Raw genomic sequence first — 25,842 nt, forward strand, 5'->3', positions numbered from 1 at the left:
GCGCTGGCGCCGTTCCCGCGGCTGCAAGCTGCAAGGTTGTCCCCGATGTCGATTGCCCGCATACGCAGCTTCGCCTTTTCCGGCATCGATGCGGTGCCGGTGGACGTCGAGGTGCAGATTTCGAGCGGGCTGCCAGCCTTCCTGATCGTGGGGCTGCCCGACAAGGCGGTGGCCGAGGCCCGGGAGCGCGTGCGTGCGGCACTGACCGCCATGGGCCTGTCGCTGCCGCCCAAGCGCATCCTGATCAACCTGGCGCCGGCCGACCTGCAGAAGGAGGGCAGCCATTTCGACCTTGCCATCGCGCTCGGCGTGCTGGCGGCAATGGAGGTGTTGCCGCGCGACGAGATCGCGGGCTACGCCGCCATCGGCGAGCTTTCGCTGGACGGACGCGTCAATCCGGTCACCGGCGTGCTGCCGGCAGCCCTCGGCGCCAGTGCCCTCGCCCTGGGGCTGATCTGCCCGCAGCAGCAGGGCGGCGAGGCGGCCTGGGGCGGCGAGATCGAGGTGCTGGCGACGCCCGACCTGTTGTCGCTGATGAACCATTTCCGGGGCACCCAGGTGCTGAGCCCGCCGGTGCTGCCGGGCAGCGCGTCGTCCCCGCACGCGGCCGACCTGAGCGAGGTGAAGGGCATGCAGACCGCCAAGCGCGCCCTGGAGATCTGCGCCGCCGGGGCGCACAGCCTGATCATGATCGGGCCGCCCGGCGCCGGCAAGTCGATGCTCGCCGAGCGGCTGGCCGGATTGCTGCCGAACCTGACCTCGGCGGAGGCGCTCGAGGTGAGCGCCATCCACAGCGTGGCCGGGCAGCTCACCGACGGCAAGCTGATCAAGCGGCCACCATTCCGGGAGCCGCATCATTCCGCGAGCCAGGCCGCGATCATCGGCGGCGGACCCCGCGCCAAGCCGGGCGAGGTCAGCCTGGCGCATCGCGGCGTCCTGTTCCTCGACGAGATGCCCGAGCTGCCGAGGCAGTCGATGGAGGCGCTGCGGGCACCGATGGAGACCGGGCGCACCACGATCTCGCGCGCCGCGGCGCACGTCACCTATCCTGCGCGCTTCCAGCTGGTGGCGGCGATGAACCCATGCCGGTGCGGCTATCTCGGCGACGCCAGCCGCGAATGCGGCCGCGCGCCGCGCTGCGGCGAGGAATATCTGAGCAAGATCAGCGGCCCGATGCTCGACCGGATCGATCTCTGCGTGCAGGTGCAGCCGGTGCCGATCGCGGAGATCGCCCGCGCGGGTACCGGCGAGACCACCCAGGTTGTCGCCGCGCGGGTGGAGGCAAGCCGCGAGCGGCAGCATGCCAGGCAGGGCCCGCTGTCGAACGCCGAGGCCAGCCTCGAGGCGCTCGCAATATCGCCCGATGCCCGCACCCTGGCGGAGCAGGCCGCGGAACGGCTGCACCTCTCGGCGCGCGGCTTCACCCGCCTGCTCCGGGTGTCACGCACCATCGCGGACCTGGTCGGTTGCGCCCTGGTCAACCGCACCCACGTGGCCGAAGCCCTCGGCTACCGGCACCGCTTCCCGGGACGCGGCTGACCGCGCGGGTCTTCAGGGGGCGCGGGGCCTTCAGGACGCGTGAGGCCTTCGGGGAGGTGGGGAGCCTTGGGAGGGTCACCCGCAATTGATCGCCGGCGCCTGGAACTAAACAGGAACACGGGCGTTCCGGACGCATGACCACGAACAAGAACACGGTGAACGAGCAGGCGCTGCCGTCGAACACCGAAAAGGATCCGGACGACTGGGCAACCGGTGCGGAGACCATGACCGGGGCCCAGGCCTCCTACCTCAAGACCCTCTGCACCGAGGCAGACGAGGCGTTCGACCCGACGCTGACCAAGGGCGAAGCCTCCAAGCGCATCGACGCGTTGCAGGCGGCGACCGGGCGCGGCAAGTCGCACTGATCGGTAATGTGTCCCGGGCGAATTCGGCCGGGTTCCGCCACCAATTGACCGCAATGCCCGCCTAACCCGGCCCCGGTGGTCGCTCTCACGTGACCGGGATCGGATCAGGGGTCGATACGATGCGAACGCACAGGCTTGAGTTTCGTCTGGTGGCGATGCTGGCCGCGGCCAGTCTGCTCGCCTCGCCGCTGGGCTTGGCCGCACCCGCGCGTGCGCAAGCGGCGGGTGATCCGCCCGGCCGCGTCGGCAGGCTGGCGCGGCTCGACGGCACGGTCAGCACGCACGGGCCGGATGCCACGCAATGGACCCCGGCCGTGCTGAACTTCCCCTTCACGTCCGGCGACTCGCTCTGGACCGAGCCACAGGCACAGGCGGAGATCGAGATCGACAGCAGCGCGATGACGCTCGCGGCGAGCACCGAGTTCGACCTCGCGACACTCGACGATCGCACGTTTACCGGCTCCGCACCGCAAGGCGCCGTGTTCCTGGATCTGCGCGATATCGGGCCAGGGGAGACCTGGACGCTCGACACTCCGCGCGGTGCCGTGCAGATCGCAGCGGCCGGGCAGTATGAGATCCTGGCCGGCGATGCCAACACCCCGACCCGCGTGGTGATCGCGCAAGGGGCGGCGCAGTTCACCAGCGGCAGCCTGGTGCTGCGTGGCGGCGCCCGGCAGATGCTGGTGGCGAGCGGCACCGACAGCCTGCAGGGCGACGTCGAGGCGCAGCCGGCGCCGGATGCCTTCCTCGCCAGCATGCTCGCGCGCGACAACACGACCGCTCCGCCGGTACCGCAGGCGGCACTCGGCATGAGCGGCGCGGACCAGCTCGGGGCGTACGGAAGCTGGCAGCAGAACCCGCAATATGGCGAGACCTGGTATCCGCAGGTCGATCCGGGCTGGGCGCCGTACAGCGACGGCAGCTGGTCGTACGTGGAGCCCTGGGGCTGGACCTGGGTGGATGCCGAGCCCTGGGGCTTCGCACCGTTCCATTATGGCCGCTGGTTCCAGTCCGACGGGCGCTGGGGCTGGACGCCCGGCGCCGATCGAGCGCCCGGATACGGGCCCACCTACGCCCCGGCCCTGGTGGATTTCGTCGCGGTCGGTGCCGTCGCCGGCATTGCCGCCGGCGTGCTGGCCGCCTCGCTTCGCTCCGGCCGCGGCGATGTCGGCTGGGTGCCGCTCGGCCCGCATGAAGCCTTCCGTCCGGGCTACCGTGCCAGCGCCGCCTATCTGGGCCGCCTCGATCGCGGCGGCGGCTGGCACCAGCCCGCATGGAACCCAGGCGGGGGTGCAGGACAAGGCTTCATGAACCGTGGCGCCATGTCCGTCGCCCCGGCCGCCGCCCTGTTGCATTCGACACGCCTCTCCCGCTCCGGACGTGGCCCGGCGGCCGGTGCCGTGCAGCCGCTGCAAGGCGGCCTGCCGTTGCAGCCGGTCGCACAGACGCGCGGCCTGTCGGTACCCGCCGCCCGGCGGATCGGCCTGGCGTCCGGTCCCAGTCATCCAGCGGGTCCGGGTCCCACGATCGGCGCTCCGGGGCCGCGTTTCGGTGCGGCACAGCATGCGCCCGGCGGTATCGCAGCGCGCACGGCCGCGCCCGGCCCGATACCGGGCCATGGGCCGCCGGCACCGGCAGCGGGTGCGCCCCGGCCGCCGCTCCCGCATATCCAGACGCCGCGCACCACAACGCAGGGGCCAGCCTTGGCGCCGCCGCCGCACCGGCCGGCATCCCCTACCATCCAGCGTCCCGCGCGGCCGGCAATGCCGCGCGTGCAGACACCGCGTGCGGCAGCACCCTTCGGGCCACGCCCCGGCATGCCGGCGCCGCGGATGGCTCCGATGATGCGGCCTGCGGCACCTGCCTCGCCGCACGCCGCACCTCCGCCGCGTGGCGGCCGCGGCGAGCCACCCCCGCACTGAGGGTCCTCGCCGCTGGCGTGATGCCGGGCTACCCTCGCGCGAAACTGGAGGCTCGCTGATGAAGGCGCTCTACCTGCCCGGGTCGCTCAGGGTCGGCGGCGGCTCGATTGACAGCCTGCCGGATGCCCTCCGGCAGATCGGCCTGCGCGCGCCGCTGATCGTCACCGATCCGTTCATGGCCAAGAGCGGCGTGCTCGATCGCGTGCGTTCGCTCCTCGGCGCCGCCGGCATCGAACCACGCAGCTTCGCCGATGTGGTGCCGGACCCGACGGTGGCCTCGGTCGGCGCCGCCATGGCGGTGCTGCGCGGCGGCGCGCATGACTGCGTGATCGGGCTCGGCGGCGGCAGTCCGATCGACACCGCCAAGATGGTCTCGGTGCTGGCGCGGCACGACACCTCGCCGCGTGCCCTGCGCTTCCCGCATGTCCAGGACGTGCCCGGGCTGCCGGTGGTCGCGATCCCGACCACGGCCGGGACCGGCTCGGAAGCCACGCGCATGACCATCATCACCGACGAGGCGACACAGGAGAAGATGCTCTGCGTCGGGCTCGCCTACCTGCCGCGCCTCGCGATCGTCGATTTCGAGCTGACGCTGAGCAAGCCTTGGCGCCTGACCGCCGATACCGGGCTGGACGCCCTCACCCACGCCATCGAGGCCTACGTCTCGCGGCAGCACAACCCGTTCGCCGACGCGCTGGCCTTGGCCGCCATGCGCGGCATCTGGCCGAACATCGTCACCGCCTGCACCACGCCCGCCGATCGCCCGGCACGGGAGGCGATGATGCTGGGCGCCCTGCAGGCCGGCATGGCGTTCTCGAACGCGTCGGTGGCGCTCGTGCACGGCATGAGCCGTCCGATCGGCGCGCACTTCCATGTCGCGCACGGGCTGTCGAACGCCATGCTGCTGCCGGCCGTCACCGCCTGGTCGATCGCGGCGGCCGAGGCGCGCTACGCCGACTGCGCCCGTGCGATGGGTGTGGCGGCGGCCGGCGCCGACCGGGACGCGGCACTCGCGCTGGTCGCGGCCCTCGATGCGATGAACCGCAGACTCGAAGTGCCGACCCCGCGCGGTTATGGCATCGATGCCGAACGCTGGACCGCGCTGCTGCCGCTGATGGCCGAGCAGGCGATCGCCTCCGGGTCGCCCGGCAACAACCCGCTGGTTCCGGATGCCGTCTCGATCATCGCGCTCTATCGCGAAATCTGGGATCGCGGCTGACCCATCCGCGGAAGGGTCTCAGTGCGGCACCATCCAGTGGAAGACGAACTGCTGCAGCACGGCGATCAGGCCGAGCAGGGTCGTCAGGATGATGGAATGCTTGAAGGTCTTCGAGAAGACGAGGCCTTCCTGGCCCTTGAGCGGGGTGACCGAAACGCCGGTCGAGATGTTCTGCGGCGAGATCATCTTGCCGAGCACGCCGCCCGACGAGCCGGTTGCGGCGAACAGCAGCGGGTCGAGCCCGAGCTGGTGCGCGGCCACGACCTGGAGATTGCCGAACAGGGCGTTGCCGGACGTGTCGCTGCCCGAGAGGGCCACCGCGACCCAGCCGAGAAAGGCCGAAACGAACGCGAAGAACAGGCCGAGATGCGCGGCTCCGTCACCGAGCGTGTAGGTCATCCCGGAGAAGTTCATCAGGAAGGCGAGGCCCATGATGACGGAGACGGTCATCACCGCGATGCGGACCTGCCGCCACGTGGTGACGGCGCAGGCGACGAAGCGCCTCGGGGATACCCGGAACAGCAGCGCCGTGAGCACGGCGGCGAACAGGATCGCGGTGCCGGTCGAGAGCGGCTCGAAGCTCCAGACCGCCGCATAGGACTTGTGATACAGCGTGATATAGACGGCCTTGTCGAGACCGGGCCAGCTGATCGTCCGCCGGCCGATCGCGGACAGGCCGAGCTGCGTCCAGGCGATCACGACGACGCTGACGACGATCCAGGGGATCCAGCCCTGCCACGGCGAGAGGCGCGGTGCCGCCGCGGCGCTCATCGAAACCGCTGACGGATGCAGGTCGGTCTTGGCGGCAAACATCGGATCCGGCTTCGGGCGCCAGACGCGCAGGAAAAGCACGGTGATGATGAGCGAGCCGAGGGATGCGAAGACGTCCGTCAGACGGTAGTCGAAGTAGTTGGATACCCCGAACTGGATGAGCGCGAACGAGCCGCCGGCGATCAACAGCAGAGGCCAGAGTGCCGCGATCGAACGGCGGCCGCCAAAGACGCCCATGACGTAGAAGGGCAGCAGGAAGGCGAGGAACGGAAGCTGCCGTCCGATCATCGCGCCGAGCTGTGCGGCTGGCAGATGGGTGATCGCGCCGAGCACCGTCACCGGGATGCCGAGTGCCCCGTAGGCGACCGGCGCGGTGTCGAAGATCAGCGAGTAGGTTACCGCCTCGAGCGGTTCCCAGCCGACCAGGATCAGGAGCGAGGACGAGATCGCAATCGTCGAGCCGAAGCCGGCGATGCCCTCGAGCAGGGCGCCAAAACAGAATCCGACGACGATCAGGACGATGCGGCGATCGGGCGGCAGGTTGTCGAGGATCCACTGGCGGAACGCGTCGAAGCGTCCGCTCTCGACCGCGATATTGTAGAGCAGTAGCGCATTGACCGCGATCCACATGACCGGCCAGAGCGCGAACACCATGCCATTGAGCGTGCTGTCGACCGCGAGGAACACCGGCATGCGCCAGAACAGGATCGCCGTCACGAGGCCGACGACGAGGCCGCCGACAGAGGCCTGCCAGGCCGGGCGACGCAGGATGCCGAGCATGACGAGAACGGTCGCGATCGGCAACGCGGCCACGATGAAGGACAGCAACAGGCTGCCCCCGATTGGCGTCAGGTCCTGATGGAACAAGCTTTCCCCCCGGGAGCATCTTCGTTCTTGTTATCGAGCACTTAAGCAGCCGCTTCGTCGAAATGATAGGCCGCCGCCGGGGGAACCATCGTCGCAGCGAGCCTAGGTGGCTTGACCCAAGAGGCTGCTTGCAAACGCCTGATGCTGGATGAGAGCGGCCCTTCCTGGGCCGCGCCCGGCGTGGCTTTCCGAGCGCCGGAGCGGAGAAAAGCCGCGTCGGATCGCCAGCAGCAGGTGTTTGCAAGCAGCCTCTCTACTCGGAGGCGGCCCGGAGTACCGCCAGGCCGCCTTCGAGATCGGCGATCAGCTCGTCCGGATCCTCCAGCCCGACATGCAGCCGGCAGGCGGGACCGGCGAACCGGCTGCTCTCCAGGGTGCGGGTGATGGTCGGGTTGCTCGGCAGCGCCAGGCTCTCATAGCCGCCCCAGGATTCGCCGATCGCGAACAGGCCGAGCGCATCCACCATCGCATCCACCGCCGCCTGGCTGAAGCCCGGCCGGAACACCACGCCGAACAGGCTGCTGGCGCCGGTGAAGTCGCGCGCCCAGTACTCGTGCCCGGGCGAGCCCGGCAGCGCCGGGTGCAGCACCTGCAGGACCTCGGGACGCGCCTCGAGCCAGAGCGCCACCTCCAGTGCCGATGCGGCCTGCCTTTCCAGCCGGACGCCGAGCGTGCGCAGGCCGCGCAAGGCGAGCCAGCAATCGTCCGGGCTCGCGTACTGGCCGAGTTGCAATGCCCCGTCGCGTAGCACCTGCCAGTCGTTGTCGTCGGCCACCGTGATCGCGCCGAGGATCAGGTCGGCATGGCCGCCGGCATACTTGGTGAGGGCCTGGATCGACACATCGACGCCGTGCTCGAACGGCTGGAACACGTGCAGGCCCCAGGTATTGTCCAGGATCAGCTTGGCGCCATGCTCGTGCGCGACGCGGGCCAGCATCGGCACGTCCTGCACCTCGAAGGTATGGCTGCCCGGGCTCTCGGCCAGCACCACCTGGGTGTTCGGACGCATCAGCGCGTGCAGCGCCGCTTGCGGCAGCATCGGCTCGTAGTAGGTGGTCTCGATGCCCATGCGCTGCAGCATGGTGTCGCAGAACCGTCGCGTCGGACCATAGACGCAGTCCGGCATCAGGCAGTGCCCCCCGGCGCCGAGGAAAGCGAGCAACGGCGTGGTGCAGGCGGCCGAGCCGGACGAGACGATCTGGCTGTGGGTGCCGCCCTCGATCTCCGCGATCGCGGCTTCCAGGTGGAACTGTGTCGGCGTCCCGCAGGCGCCGTAGGTCAGCTCGTGCGCATAGCGGCGCGCGCCGTTCTGGCGCAGCGCCCGCAGGGTCGGGAACAGCACCGTCGAACCGCGCGACACCGGCGGATTGACGAAGCCGTGCGCCTCGGCCGCCGCATCGGCGTCGCCGCGGCCGATTTCGGGATCGCTGCGCCCGGCGCGTACCAGGCGGGTCGACAGCGTACGCCAGCCGGCCGAGACGCGCTCAGGTCCCGTCATGCCCAGTCTCCCGTCATGCCCAGTCTCCCGTCATGCCCAGTCTCCCGTCATGACTGGTCTCCGGCCGTGCCGCGCGGCAACTCCGGATGGCTGGCCCATTCGGTCCAGGAGCCGTCGAACAGCGCGCCGGGCGGATAGCCCGCGACACTCAGGCCGAGCGACAGCACCGAGGCGGTCAGGCCGGAGCCGCAGGTGGTGACCACGCTGCTCTGGGGCCCGATGCCGGCGGCCGCGAACAGGTCGCGCAGGGCCGCCGGCGGCAGCATGCGCCGGTCGTCGGTGAGCAAGGCGGTAAAGGGCAGGCTGGCGCTGCCGGGGATATGGCCACCGGGCAGGCCGGCACGCGGCTCGGGCGCTGTGCCCGCCCAGCGGCCGCGGCTGCGCGCGTCGACGACCAGCGCGGCCCGTTCGCCGGCGGCGATCCGGATCATGTCGCCGAGGCCGACGAGGCGCTCGCTGCGCAGCCTCGGCGTGAAGCGGGCGTCCGCCGCGGGCGACGGCTCACCGGTCTCGATCGGCCCCGTCTCGATCGGCCCCGTCTTGATCGGCCCCGTCTCGATCGGGTAGTCCAGCCCGCGCCAGCCCTGCAGGCCGCCATCGAGTACCTGCACGGTGTCGTGGCCGAACAGGCCGAACAGCCACCAGCCACGTGCCGCACCGACGAGGCCGGCCTGGTCGTACAGCACCACCCGGCTGGCACCGCCCACGCCCAGCGCCGCGGCCAGGCGCGCGAACCGGCCCTGGCTCGGCACCATGTGCGGCAAGGCGCCCTCCGGGTCGGAGAAGGCGTCGATGTCGAAGCGGCGCGCGCCCGGCAGATGCGCCGCCAGGAACCGTTCCTGCGGATCGTAGCGCTCACCCGGCAGCAGGACGGTCGCGTCGAGCAGCACGAGATCCTGGGAAAGCGTGGGACCCTGGGAAAGCAGGGGGTCGGGGGCTCCGAGCAGGGCGCGCAGATCGTGCGGAGTGATCAGCGGTGTCATGCGGACGGGTCCCGTGAGGCGCCCTCGCGGGAGTGCGAGTCGTGCGGTCTCAGCAGATCACTGCACGGCGTGTGCCGCAAGCAACTCCCGGACCCGGCGCGCCGCGGCGGCGCCCTTCAGGCTGTCGCGCCACATCGCCTCCGCCACCCGCTGGTGCGAGCTGACCGCCTCCGGCGCGCTGGTGACCAGGGCCACGCCGTTGGCATTGACGCAGCTCGCATCGCTGCGGAACGGGTTGATCGCGAGCGCCGCCCGGTCGCGCTGCCGCAGCAGGGTGCAGGTGGTGGTCGGCTCGGCGCCGGGGATCAGGCTGAACTGCAGCCCCATCGGCTCGGTCTCGAGCATGGCGGCGATGTTCTGCACCTCGGCGCTGGCGACCCGACGACAATGGGCGCGCAGCGTCGGGCTCACTCGCATGCTTTCGGCGACCCCCTGCTCGAGGAAGCGCTGCAGCACCGGCTCGGCGATCATGGTGATGAGGTTGGGGCGGCGTAGCTGGTAGGCGCGCTTGCGGGCCGCCATGATGCCGAGCACCTGCTCGGACAGCGCCCGCGTCGTCGGCGCGTCGGCGCCGGACTGCTCGGCGGTCTCCGCGAAGACCTGCGCCAGCAGCGCGTCATAGTCGTCCGAGGTGACCAGGTAGGCCAGCGGCTCGCCGACCTGCAGGACCTGGTCGGCGGTCTCCTCGAGCTGGCGCATGCGTTCGAAGAAGCCGATCGTGCGGCTGTAGTACTCGACGCCGATGCCGAGCAGCGAGAGCGGCGAGATCTTGAGCAGCTCGGCCAGACGCTGGACCGTGTCGAGCTTGATCACCTCGCCCTTCTCGTAGCGGTAGAGGGCCGCGCGTGACACGCCGAGCCTGGCTGCGATCTCCTCGGCACGCATGCCGGATTCCAGGCGGTAGGCTCTCAACTGCTGGCCGATCTCGTTCAGTCGCATCATCTCTGTCCCTGACCCGTCCGGGTGCCGCCGCGCGCCCGTATCCCAAAAAAGCTGGTCCCGCGAATGTGGAGCACCGAATCCATCAATAACACGTTAAAGCACGTGTTTCGCCTCATTGCATCACGTAATAGTTTTCTTCTCAAAACATTGGCGGTTTTTCGCGTGGCGCGGTTCCCGCCGCCTCTCGCCCCCGCGTGCGTTAAATGGGAAGGTCGCAGCCGACGGAAAAGCCCGGGCGAAAGGTGTGCATGGCCGAGCGAATCATGATGGGTCTGCTGATCACCGGCATCGCCGCCGGCTGCGTAATCGTTCTGTACCCGTTCTTTTCCGCCATCCTCTGGGCGGCAATACTGACCTTCACCACCTGGCCGGTCTATAAGCATCTGGCCCAGCGCTCCGGTCCCTACACCGCGGCGGCGCTGATGATGCTGGTGACCGCCCTGCTGGTCGTGCTGCCGCTGGCGCTGGTCACCTCCGAGGGCGTCGCCGATGCGCCGGGCATCGTGCGTGCGGTCGAGGGGCTGGTGGCGCTGCACCTGCCGGAACCGCCGCGCTGGGTGGCGACCACCCCGCTGGTCGGGCGCCAGGTCGCCATCACCTGGGCCAAGTGGTCGGCCGACCTCTCGGCCGCGGGCGCCTTCGTGCAGCCCTATCTCGGCACCATCGCCTCGCGCGCCCTCGGCCTCCTGGTGCAGATCGCCAGCGGCCTGCTGCAGCTGGTGCTTGCCCTGTTCATCGCCTTCTTCTTCTGGGTCGGCGGCGACCGGCTGGGCGCGCACCTCACCGCCATCATCCGGCGCATCGCCGGCTCCTATGCCGACCGGCTGCTCGGCGTCACCGGCAGCACGGTGCGCGGCACCGTGTACGGCATCCTGGGCACCGCGATCGTGCAGGGCATCCTCACCGGCATCGGCTTCTACATCGCCGGCGTGCCGAACCCGGTGCTGTTCGGCGGCATCGCCGCCTTCGTCGCCGTGCTGCCGATCGGCGCCCCGCTGGTCTGGGTGCCGGCCGCGGTCTGGCTCGGCCTGGAGCACCATCTCGGCTGGGGCATCTTCCTGGCCGCCTACGGCGTGGTGGCGATCTCCGGCGCCGACCACATCATCCGCCCGGTCTTCATCGCCCGCGGCGCGCAGCTACCCTACCTGCTGACAGTGCTCGGCGTCCTCGGCGGCGTGCTCGCCTTCGGCGGCCTCGGCATCTTCCTCGGGCCGGTGCTGCTCGGCGTGGGCTACACGCTGGTAATCGAGTTCGCGGCGAACGGGCGTGACGCCCCACTCGCGGAGCGTGAAAACGACCGGCCGCTCATCGGCGAACCAATGGCGCTTGCCCAGGATGCGGCGCCGCTGCAGCGGGCCGCGCAGCCGGGCGTGAAATCCGAGGCATGAAGATCGTAAGCTGGAACCTGCTGCGCCGCGTCGGCGCCTCGATCGACGACGTCACCGCGCTGATCGCCGAGCAGCGGCCCGACCTGATGCTGATGCAGGAGGCAACCAGCGAGATCGACCGTCTGCCCGAGCGCATCGGCGGCTACTACGCGCGCTCGCCGCTGCCCGGGCGCATCCATGGCGTCGCGTGCTGGAGCCCGACGCGCTTCCTCGAGCCGCCGGTGATCTGGCCGCTGCAGCCCGGCACCCTGATACGCCGGGTCTGCCAGGTCATCACCTGCGGCGACTTTGCGGTCGCCAACGTCCACCTCTCGCACGGGCAGGTGCTGAACCGCCGGCAGTTGCGGCTGATCGCCGAGCGCCTGCCGTTCCGCGCCGCCGTGCTCGGCGACTACAACCTGGTGGGACCCGCCCTGCTGCCGGGCTTTTACGACGTGGGACCACGCGGCCCGACCCACCGCATGGCCGACATGGTGCCGATCAGGCTCGACCGCTGCCTGGTCCGCGGACTCGAATGCCTCGCGGCCGAGATCCTGCCGCACCGGCCGTCGGATCATCACCCGATCAAGGTCGTCCTGAGCATCTAGAGCAAGACCGGCTCAAGTTGAGCCGGTAAACTTGCTCTCCCAGATTGATCTAGAGCCTGATCCGATCATGCTCCGCTTGTCGTTGGATTGAGCGGCCGTCCGGCTCATAGATAGGGCAGCATCAGCCGAGCCGCGGAATCGCGTATGCGTACCGGGAACGAACGCCGCTGCGTCCATTCCGGATCATAGCGCTCATTGCGGTGGCTGCAGATGAAGCCATCCAGCTCGTGCGCCAGCGCCGCGTCGTGCACCTCGACATTGAGCTCGAAATTCAGCCGCAGGCTGCGGACATCCTGGTTGGCACTGCCGATGAAGGACCATTTCTCGTCCACCACCATGAGCTTGGAGTGGTTGAAGGGCGCCGCCGCCAGCCAGATCCGCACCCCGGCGTCGAGCAGCGGGATGTTGTTCGGCGTGCGTGCCCAGTCGATCGCGCGGTGGTTGCTCTGCTTCGGCAGCACCAGGTCGATGCCCACCCCGCGCATCGCGGACATCGCCAGCACCGTCAGCAGGCGCTCGTCCGGCAGGAAGTACGGCGTCATGATCCTGATCGAGGCGCGTGCCAGCGCGACCCCCTGCATGATCGCGAACTCGATCTTCTCGAGGTCCGAGTCGGGGCCCGAGGTGACGACGCGGCACAACGCGTCGCCGCGCAACGGCGGATCGGCATAGAACACCGCCTCGTCGAGATCCTCGCCGGTCGTGAACGCCCAGTCCTTGGCGAACGCCTCGGTGAGCTGATGCACCACCGGCCCCTCGATCTGGAAATGCGTATCGGAGACCGGGTGGCGCGGACGGATGCGCAGCACGTTCTCGGCGGCGATGTTCATGCCGCCGGTGAAGCCGATGCAGCCGTCGAGCACGAGGATCTTCTTGTGGGTGCGCAGGTTGATGAACGGCATGCGCCAGGGCAGCGTCGAATGCATGAAGCGCGCGACCGGCACGCCCCGGCGGTGCAGCGCCCTTGCCACCCCGCAGGCGAAGTAGCCGCTGCCGATGCCGTCGACCAGCACGCGCACCGCAACGCCACGCTTCTGGGCCGCCGCCACCGCCTCGATGAAGCGCGTGCCCACCGCATCGTCGCGGAAGATGTACGAACAGAGCAGTAGGCTCTGCTGCGCCTGTTCGATCGCCTCCAGCATGATCGGATAGGCATCGTCGCCATCGTGGAAGCAGCGCACGGCATTGCCGGGCAGCAGCGGGCGGCCGGTGAGCCGGCCGACCGCCTCGACCAGCGGCGCCAGGCTGCCTTCGATGTCCGGCGTGCCGATGCCCGCGCCGCGTCGGCTCGACCAGGGACGCGTGTTGCTCAGGCGTTGCGCGAGCCGGCGCACCCGGTTGATCCCGAAGGTCAGGTAGAGCAGGCCGCCGATGATCGGCGCCAGCCAGGAAAGGCCGATCCAGCCGATCGCGGCCCCGATCTCCCGCTTGGTGCGCAGCGCATGCAGGGTGACGCAGAGCGGCACCACGATACGCAGCGGCCAGAGCAGGTCATCGAACAGCGCCGCCAGCGCCTGCACGTCGAGGTGGCCGTTCAGCGCCGATCCGATGCGGCCGGATCGCGGCCGTCAACCGTCCGGAAACGACTTCCTGCCATGGTGGCGCAGGACATGGGCGGGAGCAGGATCATTGTCATCGTCGCAACGATGCCTGCTGCCCGGCGATCCGGCCAGGATGCTGCTCGACCGGCACGCCGTACCTCGCCGCACTGTGGCGCGGCGGACGCAGGGCGAGGCGTCGCAGCTGCGCGGTGCCGCGGTCGAGAACCGGGTGTGCCAGGCGCTGCAGGCGCGCGGCTGGACGATCCTGCTGCGGCGCGCGCGCACCGCCTGCGGCGAGATCGATATCGTCGCCTTGCAGTCGGCCGAAGACACGGTGGCCTTCATCGAGGTGAAATCGCGGCCGGCGCTGTCCGACGCGGCCGGCGCGCTGTCGCCGCGCCAGCGCCGGCGCCTGATCGGCGCCGCCGGGATCCTGCAGGGCCTGCATCCGGAATGGAGCGGCAGAACGCTGCGGTTCGATCTGATCGCGGTGGACGCCGACGGCCGGATGCGGCGCCTCGTGGACGCGTTCAGGATCGGCGACGCCTGACCGGGCGCGAAGTCAGCGACGGTGGCGTCTGAAGCCGGTATGGATGCCCGCATGATGGCGATACGCCGTCGCATGGATCGCCCGGCTGATGCCGCCCGCATAGCGGAGGCGGCGCATCGCCATCGCCTGCCGGTATATCGGCCGGTAGATCGAACGATAGACCGGGCGTGGCGCCGCGGTGAGCGCATCCAGCGTCAGCTTGCTGGCCTCGCTGTCGGTGACGACGTGCTGGGCGGCGGCCGGACGCTCTCCGGGACCGGACAGGATGGCCATGCCGAGGACAGCGCATACCGCAATCGAACGTAACGACATCCCGCGTCCCCCCGGACCATCTTGTTGCCTGCCGACGACTACGACAGACCGGAGGCCCAGGTAAAGCATCACCTTGGCCCGAACCCGGATCGGGAGCGCCTGCCAGAGCAAGTTAATCGGCTCTGTCAGCGCCGGCCTTGCTCTAAGAGCCCTCTGGGAACGCCTATGCTGGATGAGAGCGGTCCGGAGGGCCGCAGCCGGCGTGTCTTTTCGAACACCGCAGCGGAGCGGCCTGCTGGCCGTGAGCAGCGGCGCTGAGGAAAGGCGCCCACCCTTGAAAGCAGGGGGATCGCCAGCAGAAGGCGTTTGCAAGCGGGCTCTAAGGGCGCGCGGCCACGCAGTGCTGGATCGCGCCCGCGAGGCAGAGGCTGGTGGTGGGGGTCAGCGGCACCATGCGGCGGATCATCAGGCAGCCGATCAGATACCCGAAGATCAGCGCGCCCCGCTCCTCGCGCTCGGCGCCCTCGAGCATGTCGACCAGCCGTCGCGTGGCCAGCTGGCGGACATGGTCCACCACGAGATCCTGCACGCCGATGCTGGCGATCGAGTTCAGCAGCATCATCAGGCTGGCGCCGCCGGGCAGTTCGCGCGCCTCCTCGGGATCGGCCTGCATGAAAGCCGCGAGCCGCTCTCCGAGGGAGGTGATGTCTCCGTCCAGCGGATTGACGGTATGGCCGGCCTCGGCGAGGAGCTCGCTGAACAGCAGGGCCTTTGAGCCGAAATATCGGTTGATCAGCGCCGGGGCGACCCCCGCTCGCTCGGCAATTTCACGGACATTGACATGGTCGTAGTTCTTGCGTGCGAACCAGTAGGCGGCGGCCTCGAGCAGCGTCGTCCGGGTCTGCGCGGCATTGCGGCCGGCAACCCGCCCGAGGCCATGTGGCGCTAGGTTCCCCATGGCGCCACCGGCCGGTCAGGCCGAAGCGGAGGCAGACGCCGGCGCGATGCCATGCTCCGTGAACAGGCTTTCCAGCTCGCCGGACTGGTACATCTCGGTCACGATGTCGCAACCGCCGACCAGCTCGCCCTTGACATAGAGCTGCGGGATCGTCGGCCAGTTCGAGAACGCCTTGATGCCATCCCGAAGCTCGGGATCCTCGAGCACATTGGCGGTCTGGAACGGCACGTTCATGTGCGACAGGATCTGCACCACCCGCGCCGAGAAGCCGCATTGCGGGAACATGGCGTTGCCCTTCATGTAGAGCATCACCGGATTGGCGGCGATCTCGCTGCGGATGCGGGTTGCGACGGCTTCGGACATCGGCGAATTCCTCTTGGTCGGACAGGTGCGGTGGTCAGGCGGAATGGATTGATTCAGGCCGGCAGGTTCGTCTGCAGCGCCAGGGCATGCAGGGTGCCACCCATATGGCCCTGCAGCGCCGCATAGATCATCTGGTGTTGCTGCAACCGGGAGTGCCCGCGGAACGCCTCGCTCACCACCTTGCAGGCGTAATGGTCGCCATCCCCGGCGAGGTCCTCGATCGTCACGCTGGCATCCGGCAGCGCCGCCCGGATCAGCGTCTCGATCTCGTTGGCAGCCATCGGCATAACGCTGATCCCTGAAAGTCACGGGTTCCTGAAGTCACGGACGCTTCAAGTCGCAGGCGCTGCAAGTCGGGGCGCCTCAAGTCGGGGCGCCTCAAGTCACGTTTATGCCGTGACGGCCCGATCCATCAGGTCCGGGAAGAAACGTGCATGCGCCGTCACCAGGCGCGCAAGGGATATTGTGGCCCCGCTCGACAAAATCAAACCGGTATTGCGCGCTGACCGTGCCGACCGGCCAAGCTTGCGCGCCGGGACACCGGCTGCCGCCGCAGCCTTGAGCAAGGACTTGCCGTTCGGCACCGCGAGCACGTAACGCGCCTGGTCCTCGCCGAACCAGTACGCGTGCGGCGGCATGCCGGATTGCGGCACGTCGAGCGTCGCCCCGGTGTCGCCTGCCATCGCCATCTCGGCAATCGCCACTAGCAGGCCGCCATCCGAGACGTCGTGGCAGGCCACCACGTCGCCGGCGGCCAGCCGCACGCGCACGAAGTCGCCGTTGCGGCGTTCGGCGGCGAGATCGACCGGCGGCGGCGGGCCGTCCTCGCGGCCATGCACCTCGCGCAGCCAGAGCGACTGCCCGAGATGGCCGGCGGACTCGCCGATCAGCACCAGGTCGAGGTCGGGTGCGAGCACCAGGCCCACCGCGGCGCCCGCATCCTCCAGCACGCCGAGACCGCCGATCGCCGGCGTCGGCAGGATCGAGACGGTGCTGCCGTCGGGCGCGCGGGTCTCGTTGTAGAGCGAGACGTTGCCGCTCACGACCGGGAAGTCGAGTGCGAGGCACGCCGCCGCCATGCCGCTCACCGCATCGGCGAACTGGCCCATCACCTCGGGCCTTTCCGGGTTGCCGAAATTGAGGTTGTCGGTGACCGCGAGCGGACGCGCGCCGGTCGCGGTCAGGTTGCGCCACGCCTCCGCCACCGCCTGCGCGCCGCCGGCCCGCGCATCGGCGGCGACATAGCGCGGCGTGCAGTCCGTGGTGAGCGCCAGCCCGATCCGGGTGCCCGCGACGCGCACGATGGCGGCGTCCGCCGCACCCGGCCGGCGCACCGTCTGGCCGCCGACGGTGCTGTCGTACTGGTCCCACACCCAGGCCCGGGAGGCGCAGTCGGGCGAGCCGATCAGCCGGAGCAGCGCCGCCTCGATGCCGAGAGGGTCGGAGACCGGGCCGAGCGGCGCGCGTACCGGGGTCGGCGCGGTCGGACGATGGTACAGCGGCGCCTGCTCGGCCAGCGGCCCGAGCGGGATGTCGGCCTCGACGCGGCCCTTGTGCCGCACGACGATGTGGCCGGTGTCGGTCAGGGTGCCGATGACCGCGAAGTCGAGCTCCCACTTCTCGAAGATCGCCTGCGCCTGCGTGGTGCGGTCCGGGCGCAGCACCATCAGCATGCGCTCCTGGCTCTCGGAGAGCATCATCTCGTAGGCGGTCATGCCGCGTTCGCGCTGCGGCACCGCATCGAGGTCGAGATCGATGCCGACCTCACCCTTGCCGGCCATCTCGACCGAGGACGAGGTCAGGCCGGCCGCCCCCATGTCCTGGATCGCCACGATCGCATCGGTCTGCATCAGCTCCAGGCAGGCCTCGATCAGCAGCTTCTCGACGAACGGGTCGCCGACCTGCACCGTCGGCCGCTTGGCCTGCGCGTCCTCGTCGAATTCGGCCGACGCCATGGTGGCGCCGTGGATGCCGTCGCGGCCGGTGCGGCTGCCGACATAGACCACCGGGTTGCCGATGCCGGCCGCCGCCGACAGGAAGATGCGGTCCTGCCGCGCGATCCCCACGGTCATCGCATTGACCAGCGGGTTGCCATCGTAGGCCGGATGGAAGTTGATCTCGCCGCCGACCGTCGGCACGCCGACGCAGTTGCCATAGCCGCCGATGCCGCGCACCACGCCATCGACGATGCGCCGCGTGGCGGGATGATCGGGGCTGCCGAAGCGCAGCGCGTTGAGGTTGGCGATCGGCCGCGCGCCCATGGTGAACACGTCGCGCAGGATGCCGCCGACGCCGGTGGCAGCACCCTGGTACGGCTCGATGAAGGAGGGATGGTTGTGGCTCTCCATCTTGAAGATGGCCGCCAGACCCTCGCCGATATCGACCACCCCGGCATTCTCGCCCGGCCCGTGGATCACCCAGGGCGCGTTGGTGGGAAGCGTGCGCAGGAAGGCCCGCGACGACTTGTACGAGCAGTGCTCGGACCACATCACCGAGAAGATGCCGAGTTCGGTCAGGCTCGGCACCCGGCCCATGATGGTGAGCACGTTCTCGTACTCGTCGGCGGTGAGCCCGAACTCACGCGCCAGCGCCTGGTCGACCGGTTTTGCAATCATGCAGGCCGCCTTGTCATGCGGCCAGCGCCTGCACGAGCCCGTCGAACAACGGCTTGCCGTCGATGCCGCCGATCAGCGGATCGACCAAGTCCTCAGGGTGCGGCATCAGGCCGAGCACGCGCAGGTTGCGGCTGAAGACGCCGGCAATGTTGTCGGCGCTGCCGTTCGGGTTGGTGGAGGCCTCGACTCGGCCGGCGGCGTCCGAGTAGCGGAACGCGACGAGGCCCTCGCCGACGAGCCGTTCCAGCGTCGAGCGGTCGGCGACATAGTTGCCGTCGCCATGCGCGAGCGGCGCCCGGAACACGTCGCCGCGCGACCAGCCCTGCGTGAAGGCCGTCGCCTCGCGCTCCACCCGCAGGTGGCAGTCGTGCGAAAGGAACCGCAGCCCGGCATTGCGCAGCAGGGCGCCCGGCAGCAGCCCGGCCTCGGTCAGGATCTGGAAGCCGTTGCAGACGCCGAGCACATGGCCGCCGGACTCCGCGAAGGCCCGCACCGCCGCCATGATCGGCGAGTGCGCCGCCATCGCGCCGCAGCGCAGGTAGTCGCCATGGCTGAAGCCGCCCGGCAGCACGACGAGGTCCAGCGCCGGCAGCACGGTATCGCGATGCCACAGCATGACCGGCTGCCGGCCGACGGCCCCGGCCAGCGCGATCGCTATGTCCCGCTCGCGGTTGGTGCCCGGAAAGACGACGATGCCGGCCCGCATCAGCCGCCGTTGCATGGATAGGCGGTGTGCAGCGCCTCATAGACGCTCTCGCCGACCTGGCTGTGCAGCCGTTCCTGGTGGCTCTTGAGCCAGGACACGACACTGCCGCGCATGTCAGCCGTAGCGATCGTCTTCGGAATACAGATCTGCGGCTTGAGCTTGACCTCGCCGGAAGACTTCTCCGCGACCGACTGGATCAAGGCAAAGCTGTCCGCCATGCCCGCCAGATAGGCGTCGCAGGCAGGAACGCCGTGCGGCGAGCTGCAGATCTGCAGGAACTTGCCCGCCGGCATCATCGAGACCCGCTGCGCTTGCGAAGCCGGAGACAGGCACGCGACAGCGAACGCACTCGTCAGCAGGAGCGACGGCAGCTTCGATCTCATGCCAGCACCTCGGCGTTGAAGGTTTCGATCACCGCATTGGCCAGCAGCCGCTGCGCCATCGCCTCGGCCCGCGACAGCGCCCGGCCCGGATCGGTCTCCTCGAGCTCGAGCTCGATCACCCGGCCGGCCCGCACGTCGCCGACCTCGCCGAAGCCCAGCACATGCAGCGCATGCCCGATCGCCTTGCCCTGCGGATCGAGCACGCCCTCCTTGAGCATCACGGTGACTCTTACTTTCAAGACAAGACCCTCCGGGATACCCTCACTGCATCACCTCGGGCCCCTTGAGGTCATTGTTGCCGGCCTCGGGCAGGATGCCGAGCCGCTTGGCGACTTCCTGGTAGGCCTCCTCGACCCGGCCGAGGTCGCGGCGGAAACGGTCCTTGTCCATCTTCTCGTTGGTCTTGGCGTCCCATAGCCGGCAATTGTCCGGGCTGATCTCGTCCGCCAGCACCAGCCGCATGTCCTCGTTCTCCCACAGCCGGCCGAATTCCAGCTTGAAGTCGACCAGGGTGATGCCCACGCCCAGGAACAGGCCGGACAGGAAGTCGTTGATGCGCAGGGCGAGTGCGACCATGTCGTCCATGTCCGCGGTCGAGGCCCAGCCGAAGGCGGTGATGTGCTCCTCGGCCACCATCGGGTCGTTCAGGCTGTCGTTCTTGTAATAGTACTCGATGATCGAGCGCGGCAGCCGGGTGCCTTCCGGGATGCCGAGCCGGGTGGACAGGCTACCGGCGGCGACGTTGCGCACCACCACCTCGAGCGGAATGATCTCGACCTCGCGTATCAGCTGCTCGCGCATGTTGAGCCGGCGCACGAAGTGGGTCGGCACCCCGATCTCGTGCAGGCGCATCATCAGGTGCTCGCTGATCCGGTTGTTCAGCACGCCCTTGCCGGTGATGATGCCCTTCTTGGCACCGTTGCCGGCGGTCGCGTCGTCCTTGAAGTATTGTACGAGTGTTCCCGGCTCCGGCCCTTCGAACAGGATCTTGGCTTTTCCCTCGTAGAGCTGTCGGCGGCGAGCCATTCACTTCACCTTAGCTAGAATCGCGCGAGACGCGCGGGAGCTAGAATCGCGCAAGACGCGCGAGGCCTGAGCCTCGCTCGCGCGCCTCGGCGCGCGGCGCGGTATAGCACCCTGGTTACGTGAAGGCGACCGGCTGGAACGGCGCCCGGTCGGGCGGACCGGCTGCGAACATCCAGTTCGGCGGCGTATCGGGATCGGCCGGCACGGCCAGCAGCGAGGCGTTGCTGGTGCCGAAGCCCGAGCGCGGCGGGATGTTGAGCTCGCTGCCCGCGGGCAGCGACCGATCCGACAGCAGCGGGATCCAGCTCTTCCAGTCCGGCGGTTCCGGCATCGGCGCGGACTGGAACCGCGGCAGGTGCCGGGCGATGCGCGGGATGCGCATGTCGTCCGGCCCGGCGGTTGCGATCATGTGCATGCCCTCGGCGAGCGTCGTCGCCTCCGGGTGCCCGTAGCCCAGGCCGCAGATGTAGAAGGCCTGGGTGCGGTCGGCGAGCACCATGTTGAACGACCGGAAGGCGCCGGCGTCGAGCGCGGTGATCGCAGCCAGCGCCGCCTCCGCGGTATCGTGTTGCAGCGCCACCAGGGGCAGGTCGCCGCGCGAGCGCTTGCCCGGGGCCGGCCCCAGGCTGCCGACCCGGTTCAGGACGGCGGCGGCGACCCCGCGGTCATTGACCGCGAGCCAGCTGCCATGACCCAGCCCGTCATAGCCGCCGACGATGTTGGCCTGGTCCGGCCAGTGCCGCCCGGGCGGCTCCCAGGGTCGGTCGAGTCGCTCGTCGCGGTTGGCGGCGATCAGGAGTGGCCAAGCGTGGCCGGGCATCGAGCAGACGATAACGGTACACACAGCGCACCTTATAGAAACACAGCCAACCGATCGCAAAGGCCGGACCCGCGTTGGTTACAGTAAAATTGCGCGCTGCGCCAAAAACCCGGCGTCCCGGCCCGGGGGCGGCTGATGGGGGGTACTGATCGGGGCGCTGCGGCGTCTCACTCGCCGATCGCTGCCGCTCCCGGGTGCCTGCGGTCGATGCCGCCATAGACGCGATTGCCGCCGGATGCCGACGCGCCGATCGCAGGGCCGCCGACCAGGATGCCCTGCGCCGAGCCCCAGGCGGCATGCGTCTTGAACACGTAGCCCTCGCGGGTGAGCGCGTCGGTGGTGGCTTGGGGCAGCGCCCCGGGCTCCAGCTCGACCGGTTCCGGACGCCACTGCTCATGGATGCGGCCGTCGTCGATCGCCTGCTGGATCGTGCGGTGGTAGTCCACCACGCTCAGGATCGCCGCCAGGGTGATCGTCGGGATGCGCGAGCCGCCGGGCGAGCCGATGACCATGACGACGTGGCCGTCGCGGGACAGGATGGTCGGTGACATCGACGAGAGCGGGGTCTTGCCGGGTGCGATCGCGTTGGCGGCGCTGCCGACCAGGCCATACATGTTCGGCGCCCCGGCCTTGGTGGCGAAATCGTCCATCTCGTCGTTGAGTTCGACCCCGGTGCCCGGCGCCATCACCTGCGCGCCGAACCAGCCGTTCAGCGTGTAGGTCAGCGAGACCGCCCCGCCGTGCCGGTCGATGATCGAATAGTGCGTGGTCTCCTGCTTCTCGGTCTCCGGCTTTTCCGGCGGCGCCCCGGAGCGGGCCTGCTTCACGACGGGTGCCGCGACCAGCGGCGCCAGGTCGTTCGATCGGGTCGCATGGTCGGTCGGCGTGGCGCGGCGGATCGCCGCCGCATAGGCGGGATCGACCAGATGCGCGACCGGGTCGCGGACCCAGTCCGGATCGCCCAGGCCCTGCCGATCCGAATAGGCATGCCGCATCGCCTCGATCTCGCGCTGCGTCGCGGAGGGCGTGTGGAAGCCGAGGCCGGCCATGTCGTAGCCGCCGAGGATGTTGAGGCTTTCGCACAGCGCGACCCCGCCGCCGGAGGGCGGCGGCGCGGTGTCGATGTGGTAGCCACGATAGGTGCAGGTCAGCGGACGCAGCGTGCGCACCTTGTAGGCGGCGAAGTCGCGCATCGACAGCAGGCCGCCCGCGCGGCCGCTGGCCGCGACGATCGCCCGCGCCGTCGCACCGTCGTAGAACGCGCGCGCGCCGTGCGCGCTGATCGCGGCCAGGGTGCGCGCCAGGTCCGCCTGCACCAGCCGGTCGCCGGCCTCGTACGGCGCGCCGTCCGGGCGCAGGAACACCCGGCCCGAGGCCGGATCGGCGCCAAAGCCCGCGGTGGTGGTGTGCAGCAGGGCCGCGTCGCCGGGACCGAGCACGAAGCCGTCCCGCGCCAGGGCGATCGCGGGCGCCATCACGGTCGCGCGCGGCAGGCTGCCGTAGTCGTGCAGCGCCGTCTCCAGCCCGAGCACGCTGCCCGGCACGCCGACCGCCTTCCAGCCGATCTCCGACAGCCCTGGCACCACGTTGCCGTGCGCGTCCTGGAACATCGTGGCGGTCGCGGCCAGCGGGGCGCGCTCGCGGAAATCGAGGAAGACGGCATGGCCGTCCGGCTGGCGCAGGGTCATGAAGCCGCCGCCGCCGATATTGCCGGCGGCCGGATACACCACGGCGAGCGCGTAGCCCACGGCCACCGCGGCATCCACCGCATTGCCGCCGCGGGCCAGGATCTGCGCGCCCACCTTGGACGCCAGGGCCTGCGCGGTGACCACCATGCCATGCGGCGCCGCCACGGGTGCTACCGGATCGGTGGGCGACGCGGCGCCGGCAAAGGCCAGCGGGTCGGCGGCGCGAGCCGGTATCCGCAAACCCAGCGATGCCAGCGCCAGCAGCGCGGATGCTGCCAGCAGGTTGGGGCGCTTCAGGTTGGGGCGCTTCAGGGCGTGGTGCCGTACGGCGGCTTGTGCAGTCCCGCTGGTGAGAGGGTGAAGATCTCGCATCCGTCCTCCGTCACGCCGACCATATGTTCGAACTGGGCGGACAGACTGCGGTCCCTGGTGACTGCGGTCCAGCCATCATCGAGGATCTTCACATCGGGACGACCGGCATTCACCATCGGCTCGATGGTGAAGAACATGCCCGGCGCCAGCACGATGCCCTCGCCGGGCTTGCCGAAATGCAGGATGTTGGGCGCCTCGTGGAAGCGCTGGCCGACCCCGTGGCCGCAGAAGTCGCGCACCACGGAGAAGCGCTGCTGCTCGACATAGGACTGGATCGCGTGCCCGAGATCGCCCAGCGTGCGGCCCGGCTGCACCGAAGCGAGCCCGCGCTGCAGCGCCTCGTAGGTCACGTCGATCAGCACCGAGGCGCGGCGGGGAATCTGGCCGACGACGTACATGCGGCTGCTGTCGCCGTACCAGCCATCCAGGATCGAGGTGACGTCGATGTTCAGGATGTCGCCTTCCTGCAGCCGCCGGTCGCCCGGAATGCCATGGCAGACCACGTGATTGATCGAGATGCAGCAGGATTTCGGATAGCCGCGATAGTTCAGCGTGGCCGGCGTGGCGTGGTGGTCGAGGGTGAAGTCATGGATCAGCCGGTCGAGCTCGCCGGTGGTCACGCCGAGCTTCACATGCGGCGCGATCATATCCAGTGTCAGCGCCGCGAGGCGGCCCGCCTCGCGCATGCCGGCGAAATGCTCCGCCGGATGCAGGATGATGCGCCGTCCTTCCGCCTCACCATCCATGCCCCGGCCTCCCGCTCTCCGACAGACCCGGGTCCATCGCATCCCTCACGCCCAGGAAAATGAGCGGGCGACAGGCGCAAAGCAAGAGCGGTGACGATCTCCCGGCCAGCCTTCTTCCAGCCAGCCTTCTTCCAGCCGGCCTTCTTCCAGCCGGCCTGCTTCCAGCCGGCCTGCTTCCAGTTCAGCCTGCTTCGCGCCGGCCGGCGGTCGGGGGCGCATCGGCATCGGTCAAGCGCAGCCGTGCGGCGTGATGGCCGACCGCCCGCACGCGGCGCCAATGGGCGCCGGCCAGGTGAACCCGCGCGCCGGCGAACGAGACGTGCGCGCCGCCACGGCCGAAGTTGAAGTGGTAGGCGGTGAGGTGCATGGCCAGGCGGCCATGCGCGGAACGGCGCCGGTGATGCCGGCCGAACCAGCCGCCGCGTGGCGCGGGCTCGTCCGACACCAGGGTCATGCCGGCTGCCACGGGCCGGCTCGCCGGGCGGATCGTGCCATGCCCGGCCATGATCGGCACGCCCTCGCGCTGGAATCCGGCATCGAGGATGTTGGTCATCATCGCGCTGCGCTGCGGGTTGCTGCGCGCGCCCAGGATGACGCCGATCAGCCTGACATTGCCGCGCACGGCGGACGTGACCAGGTTGCGTCCGGCATCGGCGGTGTAGCCGGTCTTGAGGCCGTCGGCCCCCGGATAGCTGCGCAGCATCGGGTCATGGTTGCCGATGTAGCGCCCGTGGAACATGAAGGCCGGCACCGAGAAATAATGGTACTGCTCGGGGAAGTCGCGGATCAGGCTGCGCGCCAGGATCGCGAAGTCGCGCGCGGTGGAGACCTGCTCCGGGTCCGGCAGGCCGGAGGCATTGCGGAAGGTGGTGTTGCTCATGCCGAGCAGGCGCGCCTGCTGGGTCATGATCTGGCCGAACCGGCGCTCGTCGCCGCCGCCCATCATCTCGCCGAGTGCCGCGGCGGCGTCGTTCGCCGACTTGGTGACGAGGGCCAGGATGGCCTGCTCGACGGTGACATAGGTGCCCGGCACCAGGCCGAGCTTGGACGGCTCCATCGAGGCGGCGTGCGGCGAGACCGGCACCGCCTGGTCGAGGTTCATCCGGTTCGCGCGCAGCGACTGGAAGGCAAGATACAGCGTCATCAGCTTGGTGAGGCTGGCCGGATACCGCTGCAGGTCCGGGTTGTACTGTTGCAGCACCTGGCCGGTCTGCGCATCCATCACGAAGGAGCTGACCTGGCCGACATACTGCGCCTGCGCCGGGCGGGCGGCGAGACCGGACGCGCAGGCGACGGCGGCCGCCAGGAGCGAACGCCAACCGAAGCGGCCCAACCTGGAGGCGCCCAATCTCGAGATGGCCAGCCTTGCGGCGCGCGCTCTCGCGGTTTTCTCTGCAGCCATGCGCCGTCCCCCGCTGCCCGCCCTCAAGGCAAGGCACAAAGCCTAGTCCAACCCCACCCGCAACGCCGATCGCCGGCTGCCTCGCATCGGCGTGATGACGCGACCGTAATCTGGCACGGAGCCGCGCGTCCACTGGATTCTCGTCCAATCTTAAGGGCTTGGATGCTTTTTTTACGCTCGGCGGTCAACGCTCGGCTGCAAACGCGATGCAGCGGGCGCGTGCCGGTGCTTCCAACCGACGGCCGATATCCAATATAACGTCACCATGCAGACCATGCCGCTCGCCGACCCATGCTGCAGCCCCGAGCGCGGCGCGCTTGCGGCCCCTGGCCGGCCGCC

At 69.7% G+C, this 25,842-nt stretch carries 25 protein-coding genes; 7 read left to right on the forward strand and 18 right to left on the reverse strand.

The genetic code is table 11. The features are described 5' to 3' along the window. Positions 1-45: 45 nt before the first annotated feature. From ACQY4O_RS12595 to ACQY4O_RS12610, 4 genes are all read left to right on the forward strand, one after another. Entirely contained in the window at positions 46-1,539 is a 1,494-nt protein-coding gene (locus ACQY4O_RS12595) for a YifB family Mg chelatase-like AAA ATPase (protein WP_428376708.1), read from the forward strand. A gap of 134 nt (positions 1,540-1,673) precedes the next feature. Further along, entirely contained in the window at positions 1,674-1,904 is a 231-nt protein-coding gene (locus ACQY4O_RS12600) for a DUF3072 domain-containing protein (protein WP_428376709.1), read from the forward strand. Between the two features lie 119 nt (positions 1,905-2,023). Then, positions 2,024-3,826 carry a DUF6600 domain-containing protein gene (locus tag ACQY4O_RS12605; protein WP_428376710.1) on the forward strand — a complete coding sequence of 601 codons (1,803 nt, stop codon included), beginning with the start codon at positions 2,024-2,026 and terminating at the stop codon, positions 3,824-3,826. 58 nt (positions 3,827-3,884) lie between these two features. Then, positions 3,885-5,045, forward strand: coding sequence for an iron-containing alcohol dehydrogenase (locus ACQY4O_RS12610; RefSeq protein WP_428376711.1), 1,161 nt, complete (start codon positions 3,885-3,887; stop codon positions 5,043-5,045). Between the two features lie 18 nt (positions 5,046-5,063). On the opposite strand, the gene ACQY4O_RS12615 is transcribed toward ACQY4O_RS12610, so the two are convergent. The 4 genes from ACQY4O_RS12615 to ACQY4O_RS12630 form a co-directional block, all read right to left on the reverse strand. Further along, positions 5,064-6,683 (reverse strand): L-lactate permease, encoded by a 1,620-nt coding sequence (locus ACQY4O_RS12615; protein WP_428376712.1) that lies wholly within the window; start codon positions 6,681-6,683, stop codon positions 5,064-5,066. 253 nt (positions 6,684-6,936) lie between these two features. Beyond that, the gene (gene metC / locus ACQY4O_RS12620) at positions 6,937-8,181 is read right to left on the reverse strand and encodes a cystathionine beta-lyase (RefSeq protein ID WP_428376713.1); all 1,245 of its coding nucleotides are present in this window, start codon (positions 8,179-8,181) and stop codon (positions 6,937-6,939) included. Positions 8,182-8,228: 47 nt separating this feature from the next. Next, positions 8,229-9,164 carry a sulfurtransferase gene (locus tag ACQY4O_RS12625; protein ID WP_428376714.1) on the reverse strand — a complete coding sequence of 312 codons (936 nt, stop codon included), beginning with the start codon at positions 9,162-9,164 and terminating at the stop codon, positions 8,229-8,231. Positions 9,165-9,221: 57 nt separating this feature from the next. Then, entirely contained in the window at positions 9,222-10,106 is an 885-nt protein-coding gene (locus tag ACQY4O_RS12630) for a helix-turn-helix domain-containing protein (protein ID WP_428376715.1), read from the reverse strand. Between the two features lie 248 nt (positions 10,107-10,354). Here ACQY4O_RS12630 and ACQY4O_RS12635 point away from each other — a divergent pair, with 248 nt between their 5' ends. Together ACQY4O_RS12635 and ACQY4O_RS12640 are read left to right on the forward strand one after the other, a co-directional pair. Next, positions 10,355-11,494 (forward strand): AI-2E family transporter, encoded by a 1,140-nt coding sequence (locus ACQY4O_RS12635; RefSeq protein ID WP_428376716.1) that lies wholly within the window; start codon positions 10,355-10,357, stop codon positions 11,492-11,494. Beyond that, a complete protein-coding gene (locus ACQY4O_RS12640; protein ID WP_428376717.1) occupies positions 11,491-12,081 on the forward strand; it encodes an endonuclease/exonuclease/phosphatase family protein in 591 nt (196 codons plus the stop codon). Before ACQY4O_RS12635 ends, ACQY4O_RS12640 begins: the two co-directional genes overlap by 4 nt. A 104-nt stretch (positions 12,082-12,185) precedes the next feature. Here the strand turns inward: ACQY4O_RS12640 and ACQY4O_RS12645 are convergent, their stop codons facing one another. After that, positions 12,186-13,601 (reverse strand): phospholipase D-like domain-containing protein, encoded by a 1,416-nt coding sequence (locus ACQY4O_RS12645; protein ID WP_428376718.1) that lies wholly within the window; start codon positions 13,599-13,601, stop codon positions 12,186-12,188. 109 nt (positions 13,602-13,710) lie between these two features. Here ACQY4O_RS12645 and ACQY4O_RS12650 point away from each other — a divergent pair, with 109 nt between their 5' ends. Then, positions 13,711-14,172, forward strand: a complete 462-nt coding sequence (locus tag ACQY4O_RS12650) for a YraN family protein (protein WP_428376719.1) — start codon at positions 13,711-13,713, stop codon at positions 14,170-14,172. Between the two features lie 12 nt (positions 14,173-14,184). Here the strand turns inward: ACQY4O_RS12650 and ACQY4O_RS12655 are convergent, their stop codons facing one another. From ACQY4O_RS12655 to ACQY4O_RS12715, 13 genes are all read right to left on the reverse strand, one after another. After that, positions 14,185-14,445, reverse strand: coding sequence for a hypothetical protein (locus ACQY4O_RS12655; protein ID WP_428376720.1), 261 nt, complete (start codon positions 14,443-14,445; stop codon positions 14,185-14,187). Between the two features lie 358 nt (positions 14,446-14,803). Beyond that, entirely contained in the window at positions 14,804-15,382 is a 579-nt protein-coding gene (locus ACQY4O_RS12660) for a TetR/AcrR family transcriptional regulator (RefSeq protein ID WP_428376721.1), read from the reverse strand. A 15-nt stretch (positions 15,383-15,397) separates the two neighbouring features. Further along, on the reverse strand, positions 15,398-15,745 hold the full coding sequence (gene grxD, locus ACQY4O_RS12665) for a Grx4 family monothiol glutaredoxin (protein WP_428376722.1): 348 nt from the start codon (positions 15,743-15,745) through the stop codon (positions 15,398-15,400). A gap of 53 nt (positions 15,746-15,798) precedes the next feature. Next, positions 15,799-16,032, reverse strand: coding sequence for a BolA/IbaG family iron-sulfur metabolism protein (locus ACQY4O_RS12670; protein WP_428376723.1), 234 nt, complete (start codon positions 16,030-16,032; stop codon positions 15,799-15,801). 102 nt (positions 16,033-16,134) lie between these two features. Next, positions 16,135-18,360 carry a phosphoribosylformylglycinamidine synthase subunit PurL gene (purL, locus tag ACQY4O_RS12675; protein WP_428376724.1) on the reverse strand — a complete coding sequence of 742 codons (2,226 nt, stop codon included), beginning with the start codon at positions 18,358-18,360 and terminating at the stop codon, positions 16,135-16,137. Between the two features lie 13 nt (positions 18,361-18,373). Next, the gene (gene purQ, locus ACQY4O_RS12680) at positions 18,374-19,066 is read right to left on the reverse strand and encodes a phosphoribosylformylglycinamidine synthase subunit PurQ (protein ID WP_428378188.1); all 693 of its coding nucleotides are present in this window, start codon (positions 19,064-19,066) and stop codon (positions 18,374-18,376) included. Further along, positions 19,066-19,449 (reverse strand): Rap1a/Tai family immunity protein, encoded by a 384-nt coding sequence (locus tag ACQY4O_RS12685; protein ID WP_428376725.1) that lies wholly within the window; start codon positions 19,447-19,449, stop codon positions 19,066-19,068. The genes purQ and ACQY4O_RS12685 overlap by 1 nt, the downstream gene beginning before the upstream one ends. Next, the gene (gene purS, locus ACQY4O_RS12690) at positions 19,446-19,688 is read right to left on the reverse strand and encodes a phosphoribosylformylglycinamidine synthase subunit PurS (RefSeq protein ID WP_428376726.1); all 243 of its coding nucleotides are present in this window, start codon (positions 19,686-19,688) and stop codon (positions 19,446-19,448) included. The genes ACQY4O_RS12685 and purS overlap by 4 nt, the downstream gene beginning before the upstream one ends. 22 nt (positions 19,689-19,710) lie before the next feature. Beyond that, positions 19,711-20,475, reverse strand: coding sequence for a phosphoribosylaminoimidazolesuccinocarboxamide synthase (purC, locus tag ACQY4O_RS12695; RefSeq protein WP_428376727.1), 765 nt, complete (start codon positions 20,473-20,475; stop codon positions 19,711-19,713). Positions 20,476-20,590: 115 nt separating this feature from the next. Then, entirely contained in the window at positions 20,591-21,319 is a 729-nt protein-coding gene (locus ACQY4O_RS12700; protein ID WP_428376728.1) for an NRDE family protein, read from the reverse strand. 143 nt (positions 21,320-21,462) lie between these two features. Continuing rightward, positions 21,463-23,355 carry a gamma-glutamyltransferase gene (gene ggt, locus ACQY4O_RS12705; RefSeq protein ID WP_428376729.1) on the reverse strand — a complete coding sequence of 631 codons (1,893 nt, stop codon included), beginning with the start codon at positions 23,353-23,355 and terminating at the stop codon, positions 21,463-21,465. Further along, the gene (gene map, locus ACQY4O_RS12710; protein WP_428376730.1) at positions 23,292-24,101 is read right to left on the reverse strand and encodes a type I methionyl aminopeptidase; all 810 of its coding nucleotides are present in this window, start codon (positions 24,099-24,101) and stop codon (positions 23,292-23,294) included. The genes ggt and map overlap by 64 nt, the downstream gene beginning before the upstream one ends. Positions 24,102-24,282: 181 nt before the next feature. Then, entirely contained in the window at positions 24,283-25,503 is a 1,221-nt protein-coding gene (locus ACQY4O_RS12715) for a D-alanyl-D-alanine carboxypeptidase family protein (protein WP_428376731.1), read from the reverse strand. Positions 25,504-25,842 lie beyond the last annotated feature (339 nt).

It is taken from the genome of Lichenicoccus sp. (genome assembly GCF_965277665.1).
In the GTDB taxonomy this organism is placed as follows: domain Bacteria; phylum Pseudomonadota; class Alphaproteobacteria; order Acetobacterales; family Acetobacteraceae; genus Lichenicoccus.